The 15,941-nt window shown below is 57.1% G+C and carries 13 protein-coding genes; 6 read left to right on the forward strand and 7 right to left on the reverse strand.

Translation table 11 applies throughout. The features are described from left to right. The first annotated feature begins 1 nt into the window (after window position 1). The 5 genes from AAY24_RS09045 to AAY24_RS09065 all read left to right on the forward strand — a co-directional run bounded on the left by AAY24_RS09045 (window position 2) and on the right by AAY24_RS09065 (window position 5,886). Entirely contained in the window at window positions 2-1,837 is a 1,836-nt protein-coding gene (locus AAY24_RS09045) for a nitric oxide reductase activation protein NorD (protein ID WP_046859406.1), read from the forward strand. Window positions 1,838-2,262: 425 nt separating this feature from the next. Continuing rightward, window positions 2,263-2,793, forward strand: a complete 531-nt coding sequence (locus AAY24_RS09050; RefSeq protein WP_234422146.1) for a NapC/NirT family cytochrome c — start codon at window positions 2,263-2,265, stop codon at window positions 2,791-2,793. 40 nt (window positions 2,794-2,833) lie between these two features. Beyond that, entirely contained in the window at window positions 2,834-3,796 is a 963-nt protein-coding gene (locus AAY24_RS09055) for an ankyrin repeat domain-containing protein (RefSeq protein WP_046859408.1), read from the forward strand. Between the two features lie 161 nt (window positions 3,797-3,957). Continuing rightward, window positions 3,958-4,578, forward strand: a complete 621-nt coding sequence (locus tag AAY24_RS09060; protein ID WP_046859409.1) for a c-type cytochrome — start codon at window positions 3,958-3,960, stop codon at window positions 4,576-4,578. An 18-nt stretch (window positions 4,579-4,596) separates the two neighbouring features. Then, window positions 4,597-5,886 (forward strand): NAD(P)/FAD-dependent oxidoreductase, encoded by a 1,290-nt coding sequence (locus AAY24_RS09065; RefSeq protein ID WP_046859410.1) that lies wholly within the window; start codon window positions 4,597-4,599, stop codon window positions 5,884-5,886. Window positions 5,887-5,946: 60 nt separating this feature from the next. Here AAY24_RS09065 and AAY24_RS09070 read toward each other — a convergent pair whose 3' ends face one another. Continuing rightward, window positions 5,947-6,693 carry a c-type cytochrome gene (locus tag AAY24_RS09070; protein WP_046859411.1) on the reverse strand — a complete coding sequence of 249 codons (747 nt, stop codon included), beginning with the start codon at window positions 6,691-6,693 and terminating at the stop codon, window positions 5,947-5,949. A 191-nt stretch (window positions 6,694-6,884) separates the two neighbouring features. Next, a complete protein-coding gene (locus AAY24_RS09075) occupies window positions 6,885-7,286 on the reverse strand; it encodes an ACT domain-containing protein (protein WP_046859412.1) in 402 nt (133 codons plus the stop codon). 119 nt (window positions 7,287-7,405) lie between these two features. On the opposite strand from AAY24_RS09075, the gene AAY24_RS09080 reads away from it, so the two are divergent. Then, the gene (locus AAY24_RS09080) at window positions 7,406-9,409 is read left to right on the forward strand and encodes an ATP-binding protein (protein WP_046859413.1); all 2,004 of its coding nucleotides are present in this window, start codon (window positions 7,406-7,408) and stop codon (window positions 9,407-9,409) included. A gap of 72 nt (window positions 9,410-9,481) precedes the next feature. Here the strand turns inward: AAY24_RS09080 and AAY24_RS09085 are convergent, their stop codons facing one another. The 5 genes from AAY24_RS09085 to fdh3B all read right to left on the reverse strand — a co-directional run bounded on the left by AAY24_RS09085 (window position 9,482) and on the right by fdh3B (window position 15,935). Further along, a complete protein-coding gene (locus tag AAY24_RS09085) occupies window positions 9,482-11,782 on the reverse strand; it encodes a TonB-dependent receptor (protein ID WP_046859414.1) in 2,301 nt (766 codons plus the stop codon). A gap of 356 nt (window positions 11,783-12,138) precedes the next feature. Continuing rightward, the gene (locus tag AAY24_RS09090) at window positions 12,139-13,413 is read right to left on the reverse strand and encodes a (Fe-S)-binding protein (RefSeq protein WP_046859415.1); all 1,275 of its coding nucleotides are present in this window, start codon (window positions 13,411-13,413) and stop codon (window positions 12,139-12,141) included. Between the two features lie 14 nt (window positions 13,414-13,427). Further along, on the reverse strand, window positions 13,428-14,069 hold the full coding sequence (locus AAY24_RS09095; protein WP_046859416.1) for a hypothetical protein: 642 nt from the start codon (window positions 14,067-14,069) through the stop codon (window positions 13,428-13,430). Next, window positions 14,066-15,166, reverse strand: coding sequence for a formate dehydrogenase subunit gamma (locus AAY24_RS09100; RefSeq protein WP_082117095.1), 1,101 nt, complete (start codon window positions 15,164-15,166; stop codon window positions 14,066-14,068). Before AAY24_RS09100 ends, AAY24_RS09095 begins: the two co-directional genes overlap by 4 nt. 139 nt (window positions 15,167-15,305) lie before the next feature. Then, complete coding sequence (gene fdh3B / locus AAY24_RS09105) at window positions 15,306-15,935, reverse strand: formate dehydrogenase FDH3 subunit beta (protein ID WP_046859417.1); 630 nt, start codon at window positions 15,933-15,935, stop codon at window positions 15,306-15,308. Window positions 15,936-15,941 lie beyond the last annotated feature (6 nt).

The following is a 15,941-nucleotide window of genomic DNA, read 5'->3' on the forward strand; positions in this document are numbered from 1 at the left end:
TATGGAAGAGAAAGTTGGCGAACTCTGGCACCGCATCATTACCCGTATGGCGAACACCCGGTATCCGGATGCGGCGGTGCACCTGGAGGAGATCGAACTGCGCATCGGCATTCTGTTCCGTGCCCTGGGCGGCGATGGCGGCCTGGAGGTCTCCGCCGCACCAGCCACCCGTCACGGTGCCCGGCGGGGTCTGCTGGCCCGTGTGGCCGGCAGCAACAAACGGGTCGAACTGGCCTGGCGTGATCAACGCTCACTGCGACTGCCAGCCACCATCGACTACTTTCCCCACCGGCAACTCAACCACTACCTCTATACCTGGCTGGCGGCTCTGGCGGTCGGGGATCACCAGGAGGAAGAGGCGTGGATCGCCAAGAACCAGCGCCTGACAGTAAAAACGTTGCACGATTACCCCGGCATAACCAGCCGCTACCAGCAGCTGGTGGAGGCCCATCTGGCGGAGCGTATGCCGGCGGATCGTTTACCACCCTCAGAAGCTGCCCAGGAGACCGCTATTCGCCAGGCCCTGCTGAAACCCGGCAGCATCGACCGGCTGCCGTCTGCCAACAGACCACCACAGCCGGTGCCTCTCTGGCTGCACCCCTTCCCGCCCATTACGGCCCCCGGCAGCGCTGACACACCAGACCAGGAAGGGGGGCGTGGCCATGGCGAAACCAAGGAGATCGACGACCAGCAACGGCACACGGCGGAGCGCGCCAAAAAACCGGATAAAGAGGACCAGGGCCTGATCACCATTCGGATGGAAAATATCTTCACCTGGGGCGAATTCATGAACCTGGATCGGGGCTCGGAAGAGAACGATGATCTGGACAGCGCCGCCGACGCCCTCAAGGATATGGACAGCCTCAGTGTCAGCCGCGATGCCAAGGCGTCGGCCGGCAAACTGCGCTTCGACCTGGACCTGCCCTCGGAGGCCAATGATGACCGGGTTCTTGGCGAAGGTATTCTGTTGCCGGAGTGGGACTTTAAGAAACAGAAACTGGTACCGGAACAGTGCCGCATCCTGCCCATGATGGCGGCCGATGCGCGCTCCATGGAGCTACCCGAGCGGCTGCGCAGAACAGCTAAAAAACTGCGTGCCCAGTTTCAGCACCTGACACCGGCCCGCATCTGGCACCGGGGCCAGCAGGACGGCTGTGAGATCGACCTGGATGCCTATCTGCGCTTTGCCAGTGATCGGGCGGCGGGCCACACCTCCACCAGTGACGGACTCTACCGGGATCTGCGGGTTGGTGCCCGGGACCTGGCCTGTCTGCTGCTGGCCGATCTGTCTCTCTCAACCGACACCTGGGTCAATGACCACAGCCGGGTCATTGACGTGATCCGTGATTCACTGTTCCTGTTCGCCGAAAGCCTCTCCGCCACCGGCGATCAGTTCGCCATGTATGGCTTCTCCTCCCGCAAACGGGATCCGGTCCGGGTCCATCAGTTGAAAAACTTCGATGAACACTACTGCGGCACTGTCCGGGGTCGTATCGATGCCATAAAGCCGGGCTATTACACCCGCATGGGTGCAGCTATAAGACACAGCAGCAACATCCTGCGGGAACAACCCGCCGGTCGCCGGCTGTTGCTGATTCTGACCGATGGAAAACCCAATGACCTGGATAAATATGAGGGGCGCTACGGCATTGAAGATACCCGTCAGGCTATCCATGAAGCCCGTCAGCAGGGACTGCAACCCTTCTGCGTCACTATCGATGCCCGGGCAAATGACTACCTGCCCTACCTGTTTGGTAGCGGCAGTTATGTGGTAATCCACAAGCCATCCCAACTACCCCGTGAATTGCCACTGCTGTACGCAAAACTGACCGCCTGAAGCGGCCTGGAACCGTGAAAAAAGGCCATTCGATTTTCTTATTCATGCAAAACAATTTTGAATGAACGAAAAATTCCCAGCCGCATAAAAAAAAATCGCCTTACCAATCAAGATGATAATCGGTGTTTAATCCAACCTTTGCGCCCCATTTCAAGGGTCCGCGCCATATAGTGGAAAACCACCACCTGCTTTGCAATAACCCAGAATATCCCGTACCATCGTCATGAATAATAAAGAGAAACTCTGTATTTATAGAGACAAAAGGAGCGGGGATCAGGTGCTGTATAAGCAGGTGGGAGTAATAAAAACAGACCCCGCCTGACTATTCCTGTTATCCACGATCGCTCCAAATCCAAAGGGTAGGAAATTTTCGAGGATTGTGTATGGCAGGCAGCTCCAGTGGTCAAAGCACCTCTAGAACAAAAATGGCAGTTATCCTTGGGCTGGTATTTATCGCGGGGATAATCTTTACCGGACTGTTCAATATCGGACTATCTTCAACTAACGAAATGGAGTTCTGTACCTCTTGCCACTCCATGCAGGTCAATCTTGAAGAGTATAAAGAGTCGGCCCATTACCTGAACACATCAGGTGTGCGGGCCACCTGTTCCGATTGTCATGTCCCCAAGGAGTTCGGCCCCAAGATTGTCGCCAAAGTGGTGGCCGTCAAAGATGTGTTCCATGAGATTATCGGCACCATTGATACCCGGGAGAAGTTTGAAGCTCACCGTTGGGATATGGCGAGCCGGGTATGGGCCAAGATGAAGGCCACCGATTCCCGGGAGTGCCGCAGTTGTCACAACTTTGATCAGATGGACCTGAGCAGCCAGAGCCGCATAGCCCGAAAGCGCCACTCAAAAGCGGTGGACGAAGGACTGACCTGCATCGACTGCCATAAAGGGATTGCCCATATGGAGCCGGATGAACCTGAAGAACCAAGCGAAGACAGGGGTTGAACATCCGCCACGGTTCCAACGAAGGGAGACGCCTGAGATCATGAAGCTGAATTGGATCTTCGTTCTACTGCTAGACTGGGTAATCATCACATCTGCGTTCGCGGGAGATAGCCCCCGGGAAGTTGAGTATCGACTGGCCGCGAGTATCGGTGATATCGATACCGTGGCCCGACTGCTGGATGAAGGGGTGGACGTGGACAGCGCCAATCAGTTCGGTGTCACCGCTCTGATGATGGCTATCCAGAATGACAATTTCGAAACCACCGCCTACCTGCTGACCCGGGGTGCTGATGTCAATGCCAAAGCCACCGTCGGCTGCACCGCCCTCACCTTTGCGGCGGAAAATGGCCACGCCGCCCTGACCGCCATGCTGCTGGAACGGGGTGCCGATCTGAATGCCAGAACCCGCGCCGGTTGGGACTCTCTCGCCATAGCGGCCCGTTATGGTCTGACCGATATCGTTGAACAGCTGCTCTACAAGGGGGCGAACCCCAATCAGGGCGACAACCACGGGCGCACCGCACTGATGCATGCCGCCGAAAAAAATCATGCTGAAACCGCCGCCAAGCTGATCGAGTGGGGTGCCGACCTGGAAGCCCGCGATGCGCAGGGCAGTTCGGCTCTGATAATTGCCGCAGACAAGGGGCACCTGGAGGTCATTCAAACACTACTGGACAAAGGTGCCAACGTGAATGCCCGGGACCATGATGGGGCCACAGCCCTGATCTGGGCAGTGGGCCGGGGTAAACTGGCTGCGGTTGAACTGCTACTGCGTCGTAAGGCGGATGTGAACATAGCCGACAACGACGGGATCACTGCCCTGATGGAGGCGGTATCCCTGCGGGACGAAGAGCTGGTTAAACTGCTGCTGATCAATGACGCGGATATCACACTGACCGACAAACAGGGACGCAGCGCGGCTGATATTGCCCGCAAGAAACGGAACGACCGGGTAATCTCACTGCTGGCGGATCATGCACGGACCCATCCAGAGCACCCATAGATTTGTAGCCGGCATACCGGCACATCCAGACATGAAACTGTTAAATTCATGTCGTAAAAAGTGATGCGGGAAAGACCTATCCTAGGAATTTCCGTATCGTTAAAAAAGAGGTACTAAATCCTCTTGTTTGAAAAAAAAGCCTGAAAACCAAAGGAGGTATCATGGCGTATAAAACTTTAACAAGGGCCGCACTGGTCGCTGGACTCGCAGTTGGTGCTGCGTTCACAGCCACGGCAGCGGACAAACCAAAGACAATGATGGGCGCAGATGCCGCCATGCTTGCCAACACCTGTGCCGGTTGCCACGGAACCAACGGCAACAGCATGGGCCCCGCAGCACCCAGTATTGCGGGACTCTCTCCAGACTACTTTGAGGAGACCATGGTGGGCTTTGCCAGCGGCGAGATTCCGGCAACCATCATGGACCGTATCGCCAAGGGATACATTGAAGAAGAGATCAAGGCCATGGCACAGTTCTATGCCGGTAAAAACATGGTCAAGGCAAAGCAGTCATTCGATGCCGATCTGGCTGCCAAAGGTGCCAAGCTGCACGACAAGTATTGTGAGAAATGCCACGCCGACGGTGGCCAGTCCGCAGATGACGATGCTGGCGTACTGGCGGGCCAGTGGACACCCTACGTCAACTGGACCCTGGCGGACTACAAGGCGGGTGATCGGGTAGCCACCAAAAAGATGAAGAAACAACTCTCCCGATTGCTGGAACGGGAAGGCAGCGACGGTGTCATTGCACTCCTCAACTACTACGCCAGCCAGCAGAAATAAGATAGGGGAACTAGAGACATGAAGATTACACGTCGAGGATTTATTCAAACTGCCGGCGCTGCAACCGCTGCCGGCATGATCGGTATGCCTTACATTGCACTGGGGGCATCAAAAAAGGTGGTTATTGTCGGTGGTGGTACCGGTGGCGCTACCGCTGCCAAATATATCCGCATGGCTGACCCCAGCACCGAAGTCACCCTGATCGAGGCAAATCGCAACTACTACACCTGCTACATGAGTAACGAGGTGCTGGGTGGTGAGCGTAGCCTGGATTCCATCAAGTTCGGCTACGACGGTCTGGCAAAACATGGCGTCAAAGTGGTGCATGCCCGGGTCACCGGCATCGATGCCAAGGCCCGTGTGGTTAAGACCGATGATGGCGGCAGTTACAACTACGACCGCTGCGTGGTAGCACCCGGTATCGATTTCAGATGGGATCAGATCGAGGGCTATGACGAGAAGGTTGCCGAGACCATCCCGCACGCCTGGAAGGCCGGTCCCCAAACCGCCACTTTGCGCAAGCAGCTTGAGGATATGAAGGATGGTGGTACCGTGGTACTCGCCGCGCCACCCAACCCGTTCCGCTGTCCTCCCGGACCCTATGAGCGTGCCAGCCAGATCGCCATGTATCTGAAACAGCACAAACCAAAATCAAAGGTTCTGATCTTTGATCCCAAGCCGAAGTTTTCCAAACAGGGCCTGTTTATGGGTGCCTGGAAAAAGATGTACGGCTACGGTACCGACAATGCCATGATCGAATGGCACGGCCAGCAGGAAGAGGCCGGCGTGGTCAAAGTGAACGCCGCCAACAAATCAGTGGTAACCGCATTTGGCGACGAGATCAAAGCCGACGTACTGAACGTGATTCCACCCCAGAAAGCGGGTGCGATCGCCTTCGCTGCGGGTCTGACCAACGACGGCGGCTGGTGCCCGGTCGATCTGGGCACGTTCGAGTCCAAGATCCACGCCAACATCCATGTGCTGGGTGATGCCAGTATCGCCACCGGCATGCCGAAATCGGGTTACTCCGCCAACTCCCAGGCGAAGGTCTGCGCCGCAGCTATTGTGGCCATGCTGAATGGTCAGGAGCCCGGCACACCCTCCTACATCAACACCTGCTACTCCATCGCGGGTAAGGATTACGCCTTCTCAGTGGCAGCCGTCTATCGACTGGCTGACGACCGTTCCAAGATCACTTCTGTTTCCGGCGGTCTGACCCCAGGCGATTCCAGCCCCGAGGTGTTCAAGCGGGAGGTGGCTTACGCCCACAGTTGGTTTAATAATATCACCCACGACATCTTCGGCTGATCAGCAGCCGGCAGAAAAAAACGGGGCCAGTCCGGCCCCGTTTTTTATTGACTATCCAACCTAGCGTATCGGCTGATGGGCAGGAAAACCCTGCCGGGGAGGACGCACATAGTCCGGAAAATCGGGATTCAGCCAACCCGCCGGCGCCAGTTTCTCGGCCGGCGGCCTGATCCTGGAGACATAATCCAACACCGCATACTCCTCTCGCTGGGAAAAGCGCTGGATCTGTCTGACCATCTTTTTATCCGCATTGCGCCGCTTGCCGGTGCGTATCCAGTCAAACTGGCGAATCAGGTAGAAGTAGTTCTGTCCCTGTATCAGGGGTATATGGTCATCGGCATCACCTTCACCCGATGCACCGTGACACTCGGCGCACTGATCCTTGTACAGCCGCTCACCCAGCGCCAGATCAAATCCGGGACCAACCATATTGTTGGGGTTCATGGGCAAGGCAGCGATGTAAGCCGCTACGTCGGCGATCTCCTGCGCCCCACCCAGCAAACGGGGCGAAGTAAAGGGCCGCATGGTGGGATTGTCACGATTGCGCGCCCTGATATCCGCCAACTGCTTGATCAGCACACTGGCCTGCTGGCCGGCAATCTGGGGATACATACCATCCGGGCTCGCCCACCCTTCGGGGCCATGGCAGACGGTGCAGATCATATAAACCTTCCTGCCGTTGTCCGGGTCTGGCGTCAGATGCAACGCCTTTTCCACTTCCCGGGCAGCCTCCTCCGGCCCCTGCGCCAACCCCGTTGAGGCGAACAGTGAAAACAAAACACCCAAGCCACCCAGTTTAATCCTCATGTAAATCTCCCTGTCAGCACTCGTACGGTGCTGTTTCTAATATTTTTAACCTAACGTGATGATTTCGGAGTAACTTTTAAGGTTAAGTGAATAGCTGTATCAGGTTCAATTGGGTAATACCCTAAACAGAACACGTCACCGGTCGGGGCTTACCGGCAAGACCATTGCCCTGCATCGTAAACGCCCCTACTTCAGTTGGCGGAGTGCTGCAGTCGGCGCAGCGCTGTCAGCGCGCTGTTCGCCTGTTCATAGGGCACGAAGATATGATCGTGATGCACACCGGCAACCACGTTGCAACTGATACCAACCTCGCCAAGCGCGGTGGAAAAAGCTGCCGTCAAACCCACGGCGGCCAGATCAGAATGGACATTAAGTGTTATCCATGCAGCGCGAAACAGAACGGGCAGTTCCAGGTGTACCGCTGTCTCCTCCGTCACTACCAGGGATACCCCTTCCGGCTCCCGTATACTGGCCACAATCGATGCCGGATCAATAGCCACACCATCCGGGAGCATGGTGAATATATAAACGCCCGGCGTCTGAACGGGCTCCATGGCCTGCAGTAATCGGCCGAGATCGGAAATGGGCTGCATCTTCAAAAACCTGTCACCAAGGGTGGAAGTGGTATAGGTTAGCACTTTTTACACCTATACCAGTCCACGCCGTTGTACACTATAACGTCGATTATCCCGGACTCGATACCCACCCAACCATGAATATCCGTTGGAAGCTATTCGTCACTATCAGTAGCGCACTCATCATTAACCTGGCAGTGGGGTATTACGCCTTCATCAGTTTCAGGCAGGCGACACTTAATGCCAACAGAATAACCGAGCACACCTTCACCATTGTCACCGAAAGCCTGGCCACCCAGGTGCATTTCAAAAAACAGGTGCAGGAGTGGAAAAATATTCTGATCCGAGGCCACCAGGATGAACTCTACGCGCGATACTTCGAACAGTTTGAACAGGAAGAGACCTTGACCCAGCAGAGTATCAGGCGGCTGCTGGAACTGCTCGAGCCGGAAACCGATTCCTGGCAGGCCGCCCACAACTTCCAACTGGCCCATGAAACACTTGGCAAAGAGTATCGGCAGGCACTGCAGAACCACCCCAGGATCACCAACAGCAGCTATACCGAGATCGACCGGACCGTAAGAGGCATTGACCGCCAGCCCACGGAATTGATGCGCCAGGTGGTGGATGCAGCCGTGGCTTACAAAAACAGACGATTGGACCAGATCACCCGGGAACAATCGGCGACACAGCAGCGCATTCTGTTTGCGGCTATCGGCGTGCTGACCCTGACCGTCATGCTGCTGGTCTGGTTTGGCGACCAGGTGATTGCCCGGCCAATTGCCCAGGCGACCCAGGTAGCCAGGCGTATATCCAAGGGTGATCTGGATGGTACCATCCCCATACATGGCAATGATGAAGCGGGTGAGCTGCTTCAGGCATTGAAAACCATGCAGGATAGCGTGGCGACCTCCCAGGAGAGACTGAAGCAGGAGCAGTCACAGCTGGCGGAGCGGGTGGAGCGGCGTACCCGGGCCCTCAACATCGCCAACGCCGAACTGGCCCGCGCAGCCAAGACCAAGGATATGTTCCTGGCCACCATGAGTCATGAGTTACGCACTCCCCTGACCACCATCATGGGATTGACGGAGATGTTGCAGGATCAGCTCTACGGCCCGGTAAACAGCGGCCAGGGACGCTCATTGGCCACCATCCAGGAGAGTTCCCGTCACTTGCTGACCCTGATTAACGACATCCTGGATGTGGCCAAGGTGGAATCGGGCAAGATGGTGCTGAAATGGGATTATCTACCGGTCGATCAACTTGCCGAAGCCAGCCTGAGAATGGTCCGGCAACCCGCCAACAGCAAACACCATCAACTGAAACAGCACATCGATCCGGCCATACAACTGATCCATGGTGATGGACGGCGTCTGAAACAGTTGCTGGTCAATCTGCTGGGCAACGCGATCAAGTTTACTCCGGAAGGCGGCACTATCGGCCTGGATATCTCTGCCCGGGATGACAATCGCGCAATCGAGATCTGCGTCTGGGACAACGGCATCGGTATCGAGCAGGAGCAGCAGTCCCATCTGTTTGAACCCTTCGTACAACTGGACAACGACTCGACCCGGCGTTACAGCGGTACCGGTCTCGGCCTGACGCTGGTGAAACGCATGACCGAGCTGCACGGAGGTCAAGTGGGTGTGGAGAGTACGCCAGGGGTCGGCAGCCGCTTTACCATCACCCTGCCCTGGACCCCGGAAGATAACGCCGCACATCAGCACAAACTGCCCCAGGAGCAAACCAGCAACGCCACCCTGCAACCGGAAGTCCTGGCGGAGAAAACGGTGCTGGTGACCGAAGACAACCCGGCGAACCGCAGCATGGTCAGCGATTTCCTGGAACTGCAGGGTTTCCGGGTGATCAGCGCCAGCAGCGGTACAGAGGCCCTGAAACTGGCCTACCAGAATCTGCCCGACATTATCCTTATGGATATTCAACTCAGTGACATGGATGGTCTGGAAGTGACACGCCAATTACGCAAGCACCCACTCCTGGCCAAGACGCCGATTATTGCCCTCACGGCTCTGGCCATGCCCGGTGATCGGGAGCGCTGCCTGGAGGCCGGGATGGACGACTACATGAGCAAACCGGCCGGCCTGAAGGAGATCTACCAACGGCTGCTTAACCACCTCTGACTACATAATAACCCTTGCAAAAAAAAGCGCCGGCAGGAGCCGGCGCTTTTCTCTAGTCACAAACTGCCAGAACTAGAAGCTGTAGTTAACCCCGGCATACAGGGAACGACCCATTCCCGGTACCGGCGTACCCCAGGCCACTCCGGTTCCGGACATGGTCTTGCCCTGACCGGTGTAGGCGCCACCCAGCGGGTGGTTGTAGAACTTGTCAAACAGGTTCTCCACGCCAAAGTCCAGGCGCAACTGCTTCCACTCGTAGCTGCCGCGCAGGTGCAGCAGTGCATAGGAGTCGGTTTCCAGCTCGTTCCTGACACTGGAGACATCGTCCTTGCTGTCCACCAGTTCCACCTCGATGGCGTTGGTCCAACCGCCATACTGCTGCTCAACCGCCAGCTTGGCATTCAACGGCATTATGTTGTAGAGATTGTCGCCGGTATCCCGGTTCTCACCCCGTACGTAGCTCAACGCACCGCGGGCGGTAAAGCGGCCAAACCGGGTGCCCTTGGCCAGCGGGTAGTGACCGGAGATATCCAGCCCATACAGCCTGGCCGACTGGTTGACAAACTGCAGGTAGACAAAGGCATTCGTTGCCGTCTGGTTGGCGGCGCCACAGTTCATATTAGCCGAGGCGCAGCGTTTCGCATCGATATAGTCATCCACGTAGGTGAAGTAAGGGGTCAACTTGAGGCCCCACTCCTTCCCATCTGCGGCATGCCAATCAAAGGTTGCACTCAGGGTGTGGGCGATCTCCGGCTCCAGATCCAGGTTACCCACGTAGCCGTTGCCATCACCCGCCATGTTGATCATGCGCATGGCCATGCCACCGGTCGACCAGGCGTAACGCTCATACAGGTTGGGTGAGCGGGTCTTGCGGGCGTAACCGAATTCAATGGAACGATTCCGGTCCGGGGTAAAACGGGCCAGGGCGGTCAGATCCAGATTGTTGTCGGTCTTATCCCGGTCAGCCGCGTTGAATGCCGCCGACTCCGCCGCATACTGTGCCGAGGTGGTGTTATAACCCTGTACCTCACCGGCATCCATGCTGACGCGCTCACCCCGCAGGCCAAACTGGGTCAGCCACTGAGGCGTCCACTGGGCCTCCCACTCGGCAAACAGGGCCAGACGATCCCGTTGACCATCGTTGATATTGATAAAGGCGTCCGGCCACATGCCCTTTCCGGCAGGTTCCCACCAGTCATCCAGCCGGTAGCGCTGGACCTCACCGCCGACTCGCAACATATCCCGTAAGGAGAGGGGGATTTCCGCTTTCACCTGCAACCCCAGGTTATCACCCTCGGTATCCATCGGCATGCCTGCGGCACAACCAGCACCTCCACCAGCCGGTGTGCAGGGCACACCATCTGTGTTGGGCGCAGGAGGATTGGGCCCGTACCAGAACAGTTTATCGTCACCAAACTGCATCTTGTGCCGGGTATGTTCCCGATAGGCCCGGGCATCCAGGCTACCCCAGTCAAAATCGCCCTTGTAGCCGAAGTTGATCTGGGTGCTGTCGTTGCCGGTCATATCCATGCGCTGATTGGGATAGCCCTGGTCGGAGATATCCTGCAAGCCCAGGGTCAGTTCAAACAGGTGATTGCCATTGCGCAGACCAATATCCAGCGCATGGTTGGTGGAGTCGTAGTAGGTGGAGCCAACTTCATCGGCATCCAGCCACTCCCGACCGGCCGCCGCCGGCCCCGCCGGTTTGAAGGCGCCGCCCGCTTTATAATCATCCGCCTTGATGGTGGAGCCACGGTAGGTCAGGCTGAGGTTCTCGTTGGCAATCGTCGCTTTCACATTACCGCCACGCACATTGCCATTGCTTCGGTAAGTGGCGCCCACCTCGCCCTTGGTCAGCAATCCGGCGCCTGGCTGGGCAAATTCCGGATCGGGCGAGTCAACCAGGATCGCGCCACCAATACTGTCACCACCCACACTGACCGGGGTAATACCGGCAAACACCTGGGCATTGCTGACGCTGGTGGGATCGATATAGGAGAGTGGCGGATTCATATGGTTGCCACAGGCCGAGATCAGATCCATACCATCCACTTTGACACGCAGACGGTCATCAGCCAGTCCATGGATCACCGGCAGACTGGAGACACCACCGGCACTATAGGTCATCACACCGGGGATATTTTTCAGCATACTGGCGGTGTCGCTGGTGGCGGCCCGCGAGCGTTTCACCACGGCTGCATCCATGGCCGTCCGGTCGGGAGCTTCACCGTCAGTGACAGGCTCCGCGCTAACCGTAATACTGGGGGCTGTATCCTCTGCCAGGGCACTGCCCTGAACCAGAAAAGCGGTCAGCAAGACCAGCAAACGTCGTCTGAAAGGAGGTGTATTAATCCCACTACTGTTTTTATTCATTACTGCAAATTCTCCCAAAGTCCATCATCTATGCGCCATGGCCATGGACCGGACATCGCGCGACGCCGTACAGGCGGCAGTCTAGAGAGTTGGGAGCTAAAAGAAATGGTGGGCACCGGCTTTTTTCAAGTACCGATCACAAAAGCAAATACCCACCAAGACGATTAGGTCATTTGCCACACATACTGGGTGATATGCAATGATTCATGAGGGACTATTCAGGCCGGAAAAACGGTAACCGGGATCGAAAAACCGCAGCAAAACCCTGTGGAAATAATAACTTAGGCAACCAATAACCTGATAAAAATCAATGTAAAAGATGTCATCGAATAACTTAATACCGGGTGCCGCAATTGTCAGTCAGTGCGCTTCTCAGGCAGCAGGAGGTGTTCGGCCAGCAGTTCCGTCAGACCAATAACTTCCACATTCATTTCACGATCTTCGATCCCCTCCTCAAGCACAATACGGCAATTGGCACAGGCGGTAACCATGGTCGTGACCCCCAGTTCATCGAGCTGTTTGCGCTTACGATCAAATACCTTGAGGCGCAGCTCCTCGGCCCGCTCATTGGCACTGACACCACCACCGCCGCCGCAGCACCAGTTCATGGTGCCGTGATCCGCCATCTCCACAAAACCGCTGGCGACCTTGCCCAGCAGATCCCGGGGCGATTCAACTACCCCGCCACGGCGCACGATCTGGCAGGGATCGTGAAAAGTGAGTGGCGTATCGGTGTGACCGGAGAGTTGCAGGCGTCCGGACTTCTGCAGTTCATCCAGCAGTTCCAGAATATGGATAACCTGGAAACGATAGGGCCGCCCGATCAGATTCGGCCCCTCCCAGCGGATGGCGCTGTAGGCGTGGCCACACTCGGGACTGATCACGTATTTCACACCCAGTGATTCCGCCGCGTTCACCACCCGACCGACCAGCTCAGCCGCCGCCTGGTGACTGCCGATCTGTATACCGCTGTTAGTCGCCTCGAACGCCTCGCTGCTGATGGTCCAGGAGACTCCGGCAGCAGCGAAGATGCGCGCCAGGCTTTCGATATATTCCGGGAAATTGACAATCTCCATGGAGGAGAACAGGGTCATGTAGTCGGCACCCTGCTGATCCATCGGTATGTTCAGTCCGGTGTCTTTTTCAACATGGGCCAGCGCCGCCCGCAGAGTTTTCAGGGTTACCCCCATGGGACTGCCGATAGTCAGGGCACGATGCGTCGCCTCCTGCATACCCACCGGGGAATAACCTGCTGAAGAGAATCCCTCCCGCTCCTTGCGGATCATGTAAGCGATATCGTTACCCACCGGGCAGACCATGGAGCAGCGGCCACACATGGTACAGCTGTCATACACCAACTCCTCCCAGTCGGCGAAATCCTGCTCTGTCAAAGGTTTGCTCAACCCCAGCTTGACGGCGAACTTGCCCCAGAAGGTGTGCTGCGCCTTCCACAACCGACGCATCGGTTCCAGCTTGTAGATGGGTGTATAACGGGGATCATCGGTCTCGGTGTAAAACAGGCACGCCTCGGCACAGAGTCCACAATGGATACAGGAAGAGAAATAGGCGGCGATCCTGGAGTCGATCTGTAGACCCAGCTCCTCTACCCCTTTGGCAAAATCGTGCTCCATAATGGCCCCCGGATTCAGGCGTTAACACCCTTGCGGCCCATGACGGCACCGCTATAACTGCGGCTGAACGCAAAGGTGAAGGTGTGCATCAGGCTGCTGAACGGAAAATAGATCAACAGCAGTTCAGCCAGAAACAGGTGCAGCAGTCGCAACGGCTCAAAAGATTGTGCCAATGCCAGACAACCGGTCAGCATCACCAGAAAAACCAGTCCGGTGGCGATATGGTCATCGGCGGTTGACAGCAACCGGGTCACCGGATGCAGCAGACGGTGCAGCCAGAGCAGCAACAGACCGATGAAGGCAATCTCCGCACTGATAATAAAGCCCCAGTAGGGCAACGCCGGCCAGCCGAAGCCGGTAATCCGTTCAGCATAGAAATCCACGTGGGGACGGGCAAAAAACAGTAGCGCAAACAGCCCCAGGTGAAACAGATAACCGGCCACCAGTGTCAGCCGGCCACGGGTCGCCACATCCCGCCGGGGCAGAAAGAGGCTGAACAGGTTACGCAGGGCGCCACTGGAGCCACTGCCACGGGGCAGCGCCAGATCCGGCTTCAGGCCGACACGCAGGATACTGAAAAGACGAAACAGTACCCCGATACAGAACACACCCAGGGAGAAATACCAGAACGGTCCATCAATAAAGGCACCGATCATCGGCTGCTCTCCTGTGCATCAACTGGTGGATTCAGCCGGAGACCGGCATCACCCCGCAGGCGGGAGACTTCCGCCTGCAGCACCACCTCGCCCTTCTGCTCGCAGCGCTCGGCCCACTGGGCGTGGTGTTCACGGGCCCAGTTGAGATCACAATAACCGGTGGTCATGCCGTCCAGCGCCCCTTCCATACCCACCGAGCCGATATAGATATGGCCCATGATCACGGCGATCATCAACAGCGTGGTGACCCCATGGGAGACGTGGGCCAGTTCCATGGTGATACGGGCCTGACCGAACAGGGGAAACACCAGAATCAGGCCGGAGCCCACAATCACGGCACCCACCAGTACCAGCAGCCAGAACATGCTCTTCTCGCCCATGTTGAAAAAGTTGGATGGCACGTGGCTGTTGCCAATAATGCCACCCCCTTTCAACAGCCAGGTGAGATCACCCCGCTGATAGATATTACGCCGTACAAATCGGATAAAGACCAGCAACAGCGCCACCGCGAACAGCGGGCCGAACAGGTTGTGCCCCTCCTTGCTGGCCGAAGCGAACAGGGCAAACATCTCCTGCCCGATCAGTGGAATCAACAGGGGTTTACCAAATAGCAGAACAAGTCCGGTCAGGGCGAGAAACAGAAACACCGAGGCGATAAACCAGTGTATGACCCGTTCGTACAGGCTGTAGCGGAACAGTTTTTTATCGCTCATACCCGCATTCACCCGGACCTTGCCGCGGATGAAATAGAACAGTGCCAGCAACAGCAACATAGCGGCCAGCAGATAGCCGCTGTAGGGGATCAGCTGCTGCATACGGAAATTGCGCCAGGTTTCCCCGTAGGGGTTGATCAGGGTACCGCTGTCCACCCCCGCCACCTGGGTCCGGCCGGTGAACACCCCATCCCGCTGGCGTACCTCCCGCCACAGTTCGGCACTTGGATTGGGCACCGGTATGGATTGGGCCCGTTCAACTCCCTCCGCCCCTGTCACCAGGGTGGATGTCAGTAACGGCAGCAACAGTACCAGGCAGAACAGTACCCAACCCCTGCCAGCCATCACGTCGGCCACTCTTTGCGGGAACCACTCCCTGCTCATTACGCCCTCCTGACTGCAACCCTGGGTAGTCGGCAAGTGGCTGCGAAATCCACACAGTGGCACAGCCCGTTGCGAAAGTTTTCAACAGGCAGCCGGTGTCGGGCATCAACCCGCCATGCCAGCGTGCATGTCCGTGTCGTTATTTTTTATTACTCCCCTTACCCTCCATGCCACTGGAAGCGCGGAAGCCGGCGTTGCGATAGGAGACCCCCCGGTTGAGCACGCTGGCGCCCCGGTTGACCACCCGTTCCCGATACACATCCGCAATCACATTGGCATCACCGGCCAACAGCGCCTTGGTGGAGCACATCTCGGCACAGAGCGGCAGTTTGCCCTCGGCCAGCCGGTTGGAACCGTACTTGCGCCGCTCCTCCACACTGAAGTCCTCCTCGGGACCACCGGCACAGAAGGTACATTTGTCCATCTTGCCCCGGGAGCCGAACGCCCCCTCCTGGGGGAACTGGGGCGCGCCGAACGGACAGGCGTAGAAGCAGTAACCACAGCCGATGCAGATGTCCTTGTCATGCAGTACCACTCCGTCGATCGTATCGTAGATACAGTCAACCGGGCAGACCGCGATACAGGGGGCATCGGAGCAGTGCATGCAAGCCACCGAAAGGGAGCGTTCACCCGGTTCACCATCCTTGATGGTGACCACGCGGCGACGGTTTACTCCCCAGGGCACATCATTCTCGTTTTTACAGGCGGTGACACAGGCGTTGCACTCGATGCAGCGTTCAGCGTCACAATAGAATTTCATGCGGGCCATTGTTAT

The organism is Sedimenticola thiotaurini (assembly GCF_001007875.1).
GTDB classification, from domain to species: Bacteria; Pseudomonadota; Gammaproteobacteria; order Chromatiales; family Chromatiaceae; genus Sedimenticola; species Sedimenticola thiotaurini.

Excerpts from the sequence above, each read along its gene's own strand:
- AAY24_RS09095 (WP_046859416.1), bottom strand. The coding sequence starts at position 14,069 with ATGATCGGTGCCTTTATTGATGGACCGTTCTGGTATTTCTCCCTGGGT.
- AAY24_RS09075 (WP_046859412.1), bottom strand. The coding sequence starts at position 7,286 with ATGCAGCCCATTTCCGATCTCGGCCGATTACTGCAGGCCATGGAGCCC.
- AAY24_RS09060 (WP_046859409.1), top strand. The coding sequence starts at position 3,958 with ATGGCGTATAAAACTTTAACAAGGGCCGCACTGGTCGCTGGACTCGCA.
- AAY24_RS09090 (WP_046859415.1), bottom strand. The coding sequence starts at position 13,413 with ATGGAGCACGATTTTGCCAAAGGGGTAGAGGAGCTGGGTCTACAGATC.
- AAY24_RS09065 (WP_046859410.1), top strand. The coding sequence starts at position 4,597 with ATGAAGATTACACGTCGAGGATTTATTCAAACTGCCGGCGCTGCAACC.
- AAY24_RS09085 (WP_046859414.1), bottom strand. The coding sequence starts at position 11,782 with ATGAATAAAAACAGTAGTGGGATTAATACACCTCCTTTCAGACGACGT.
- AAY24_RS09080 (WP_046859413.1), top strand. The coding sequence starts at position 7,406 with ATGAATATCCGTTGGAAGCTATTCGTCACTATCAGTAGCGCACTCATC.
- AAY24_RS09070 (WP_046859411.1), bottom strand. The coding sequence starts at position 6,693 with ATGAGGATTAAACTGGGTGGCTTGGGTGTTTTGTTTTCACTGTTCGCC.
- AAY24_RS09100 (WP_082117095.1), bottom strand. The coding sequence starts at position 15,166 with ATGAGCAGGGAGTGGTTCCCGCAAAGAGTGGCCGACGTGATGGCTGGC.
- AAY24_RS09050 (WP_234422146.1), top strand. The coding sequence starts at position 2,263 with ATGGCAGTTATCCTTGGGCTGGTATTTATCGCGGGGATAATCTTTACC.
- AAY24_RS09055 (WP_046859408.1), top strand. The coding sequence starts at position 2,834 with ATGAAGCTGAATTGGATCTTCGTTCTACTGCTAGACTGGGTAATCATC.
- AAY24_RS09045 (WP_046859406.1), top strand. The coding sequence starts at position 2 with ATGGAAGAGAAAGTTGGCGAACTCTGGCACCGCATCATTACCCGTATG.
- fdh3B (WP_046859417.1), bottom strand. The coding sequence starts at position 15,935 with ATGGCCCGCATGAAATTCTATTGTGACGCTGAACGCTGCATCGAGTGC.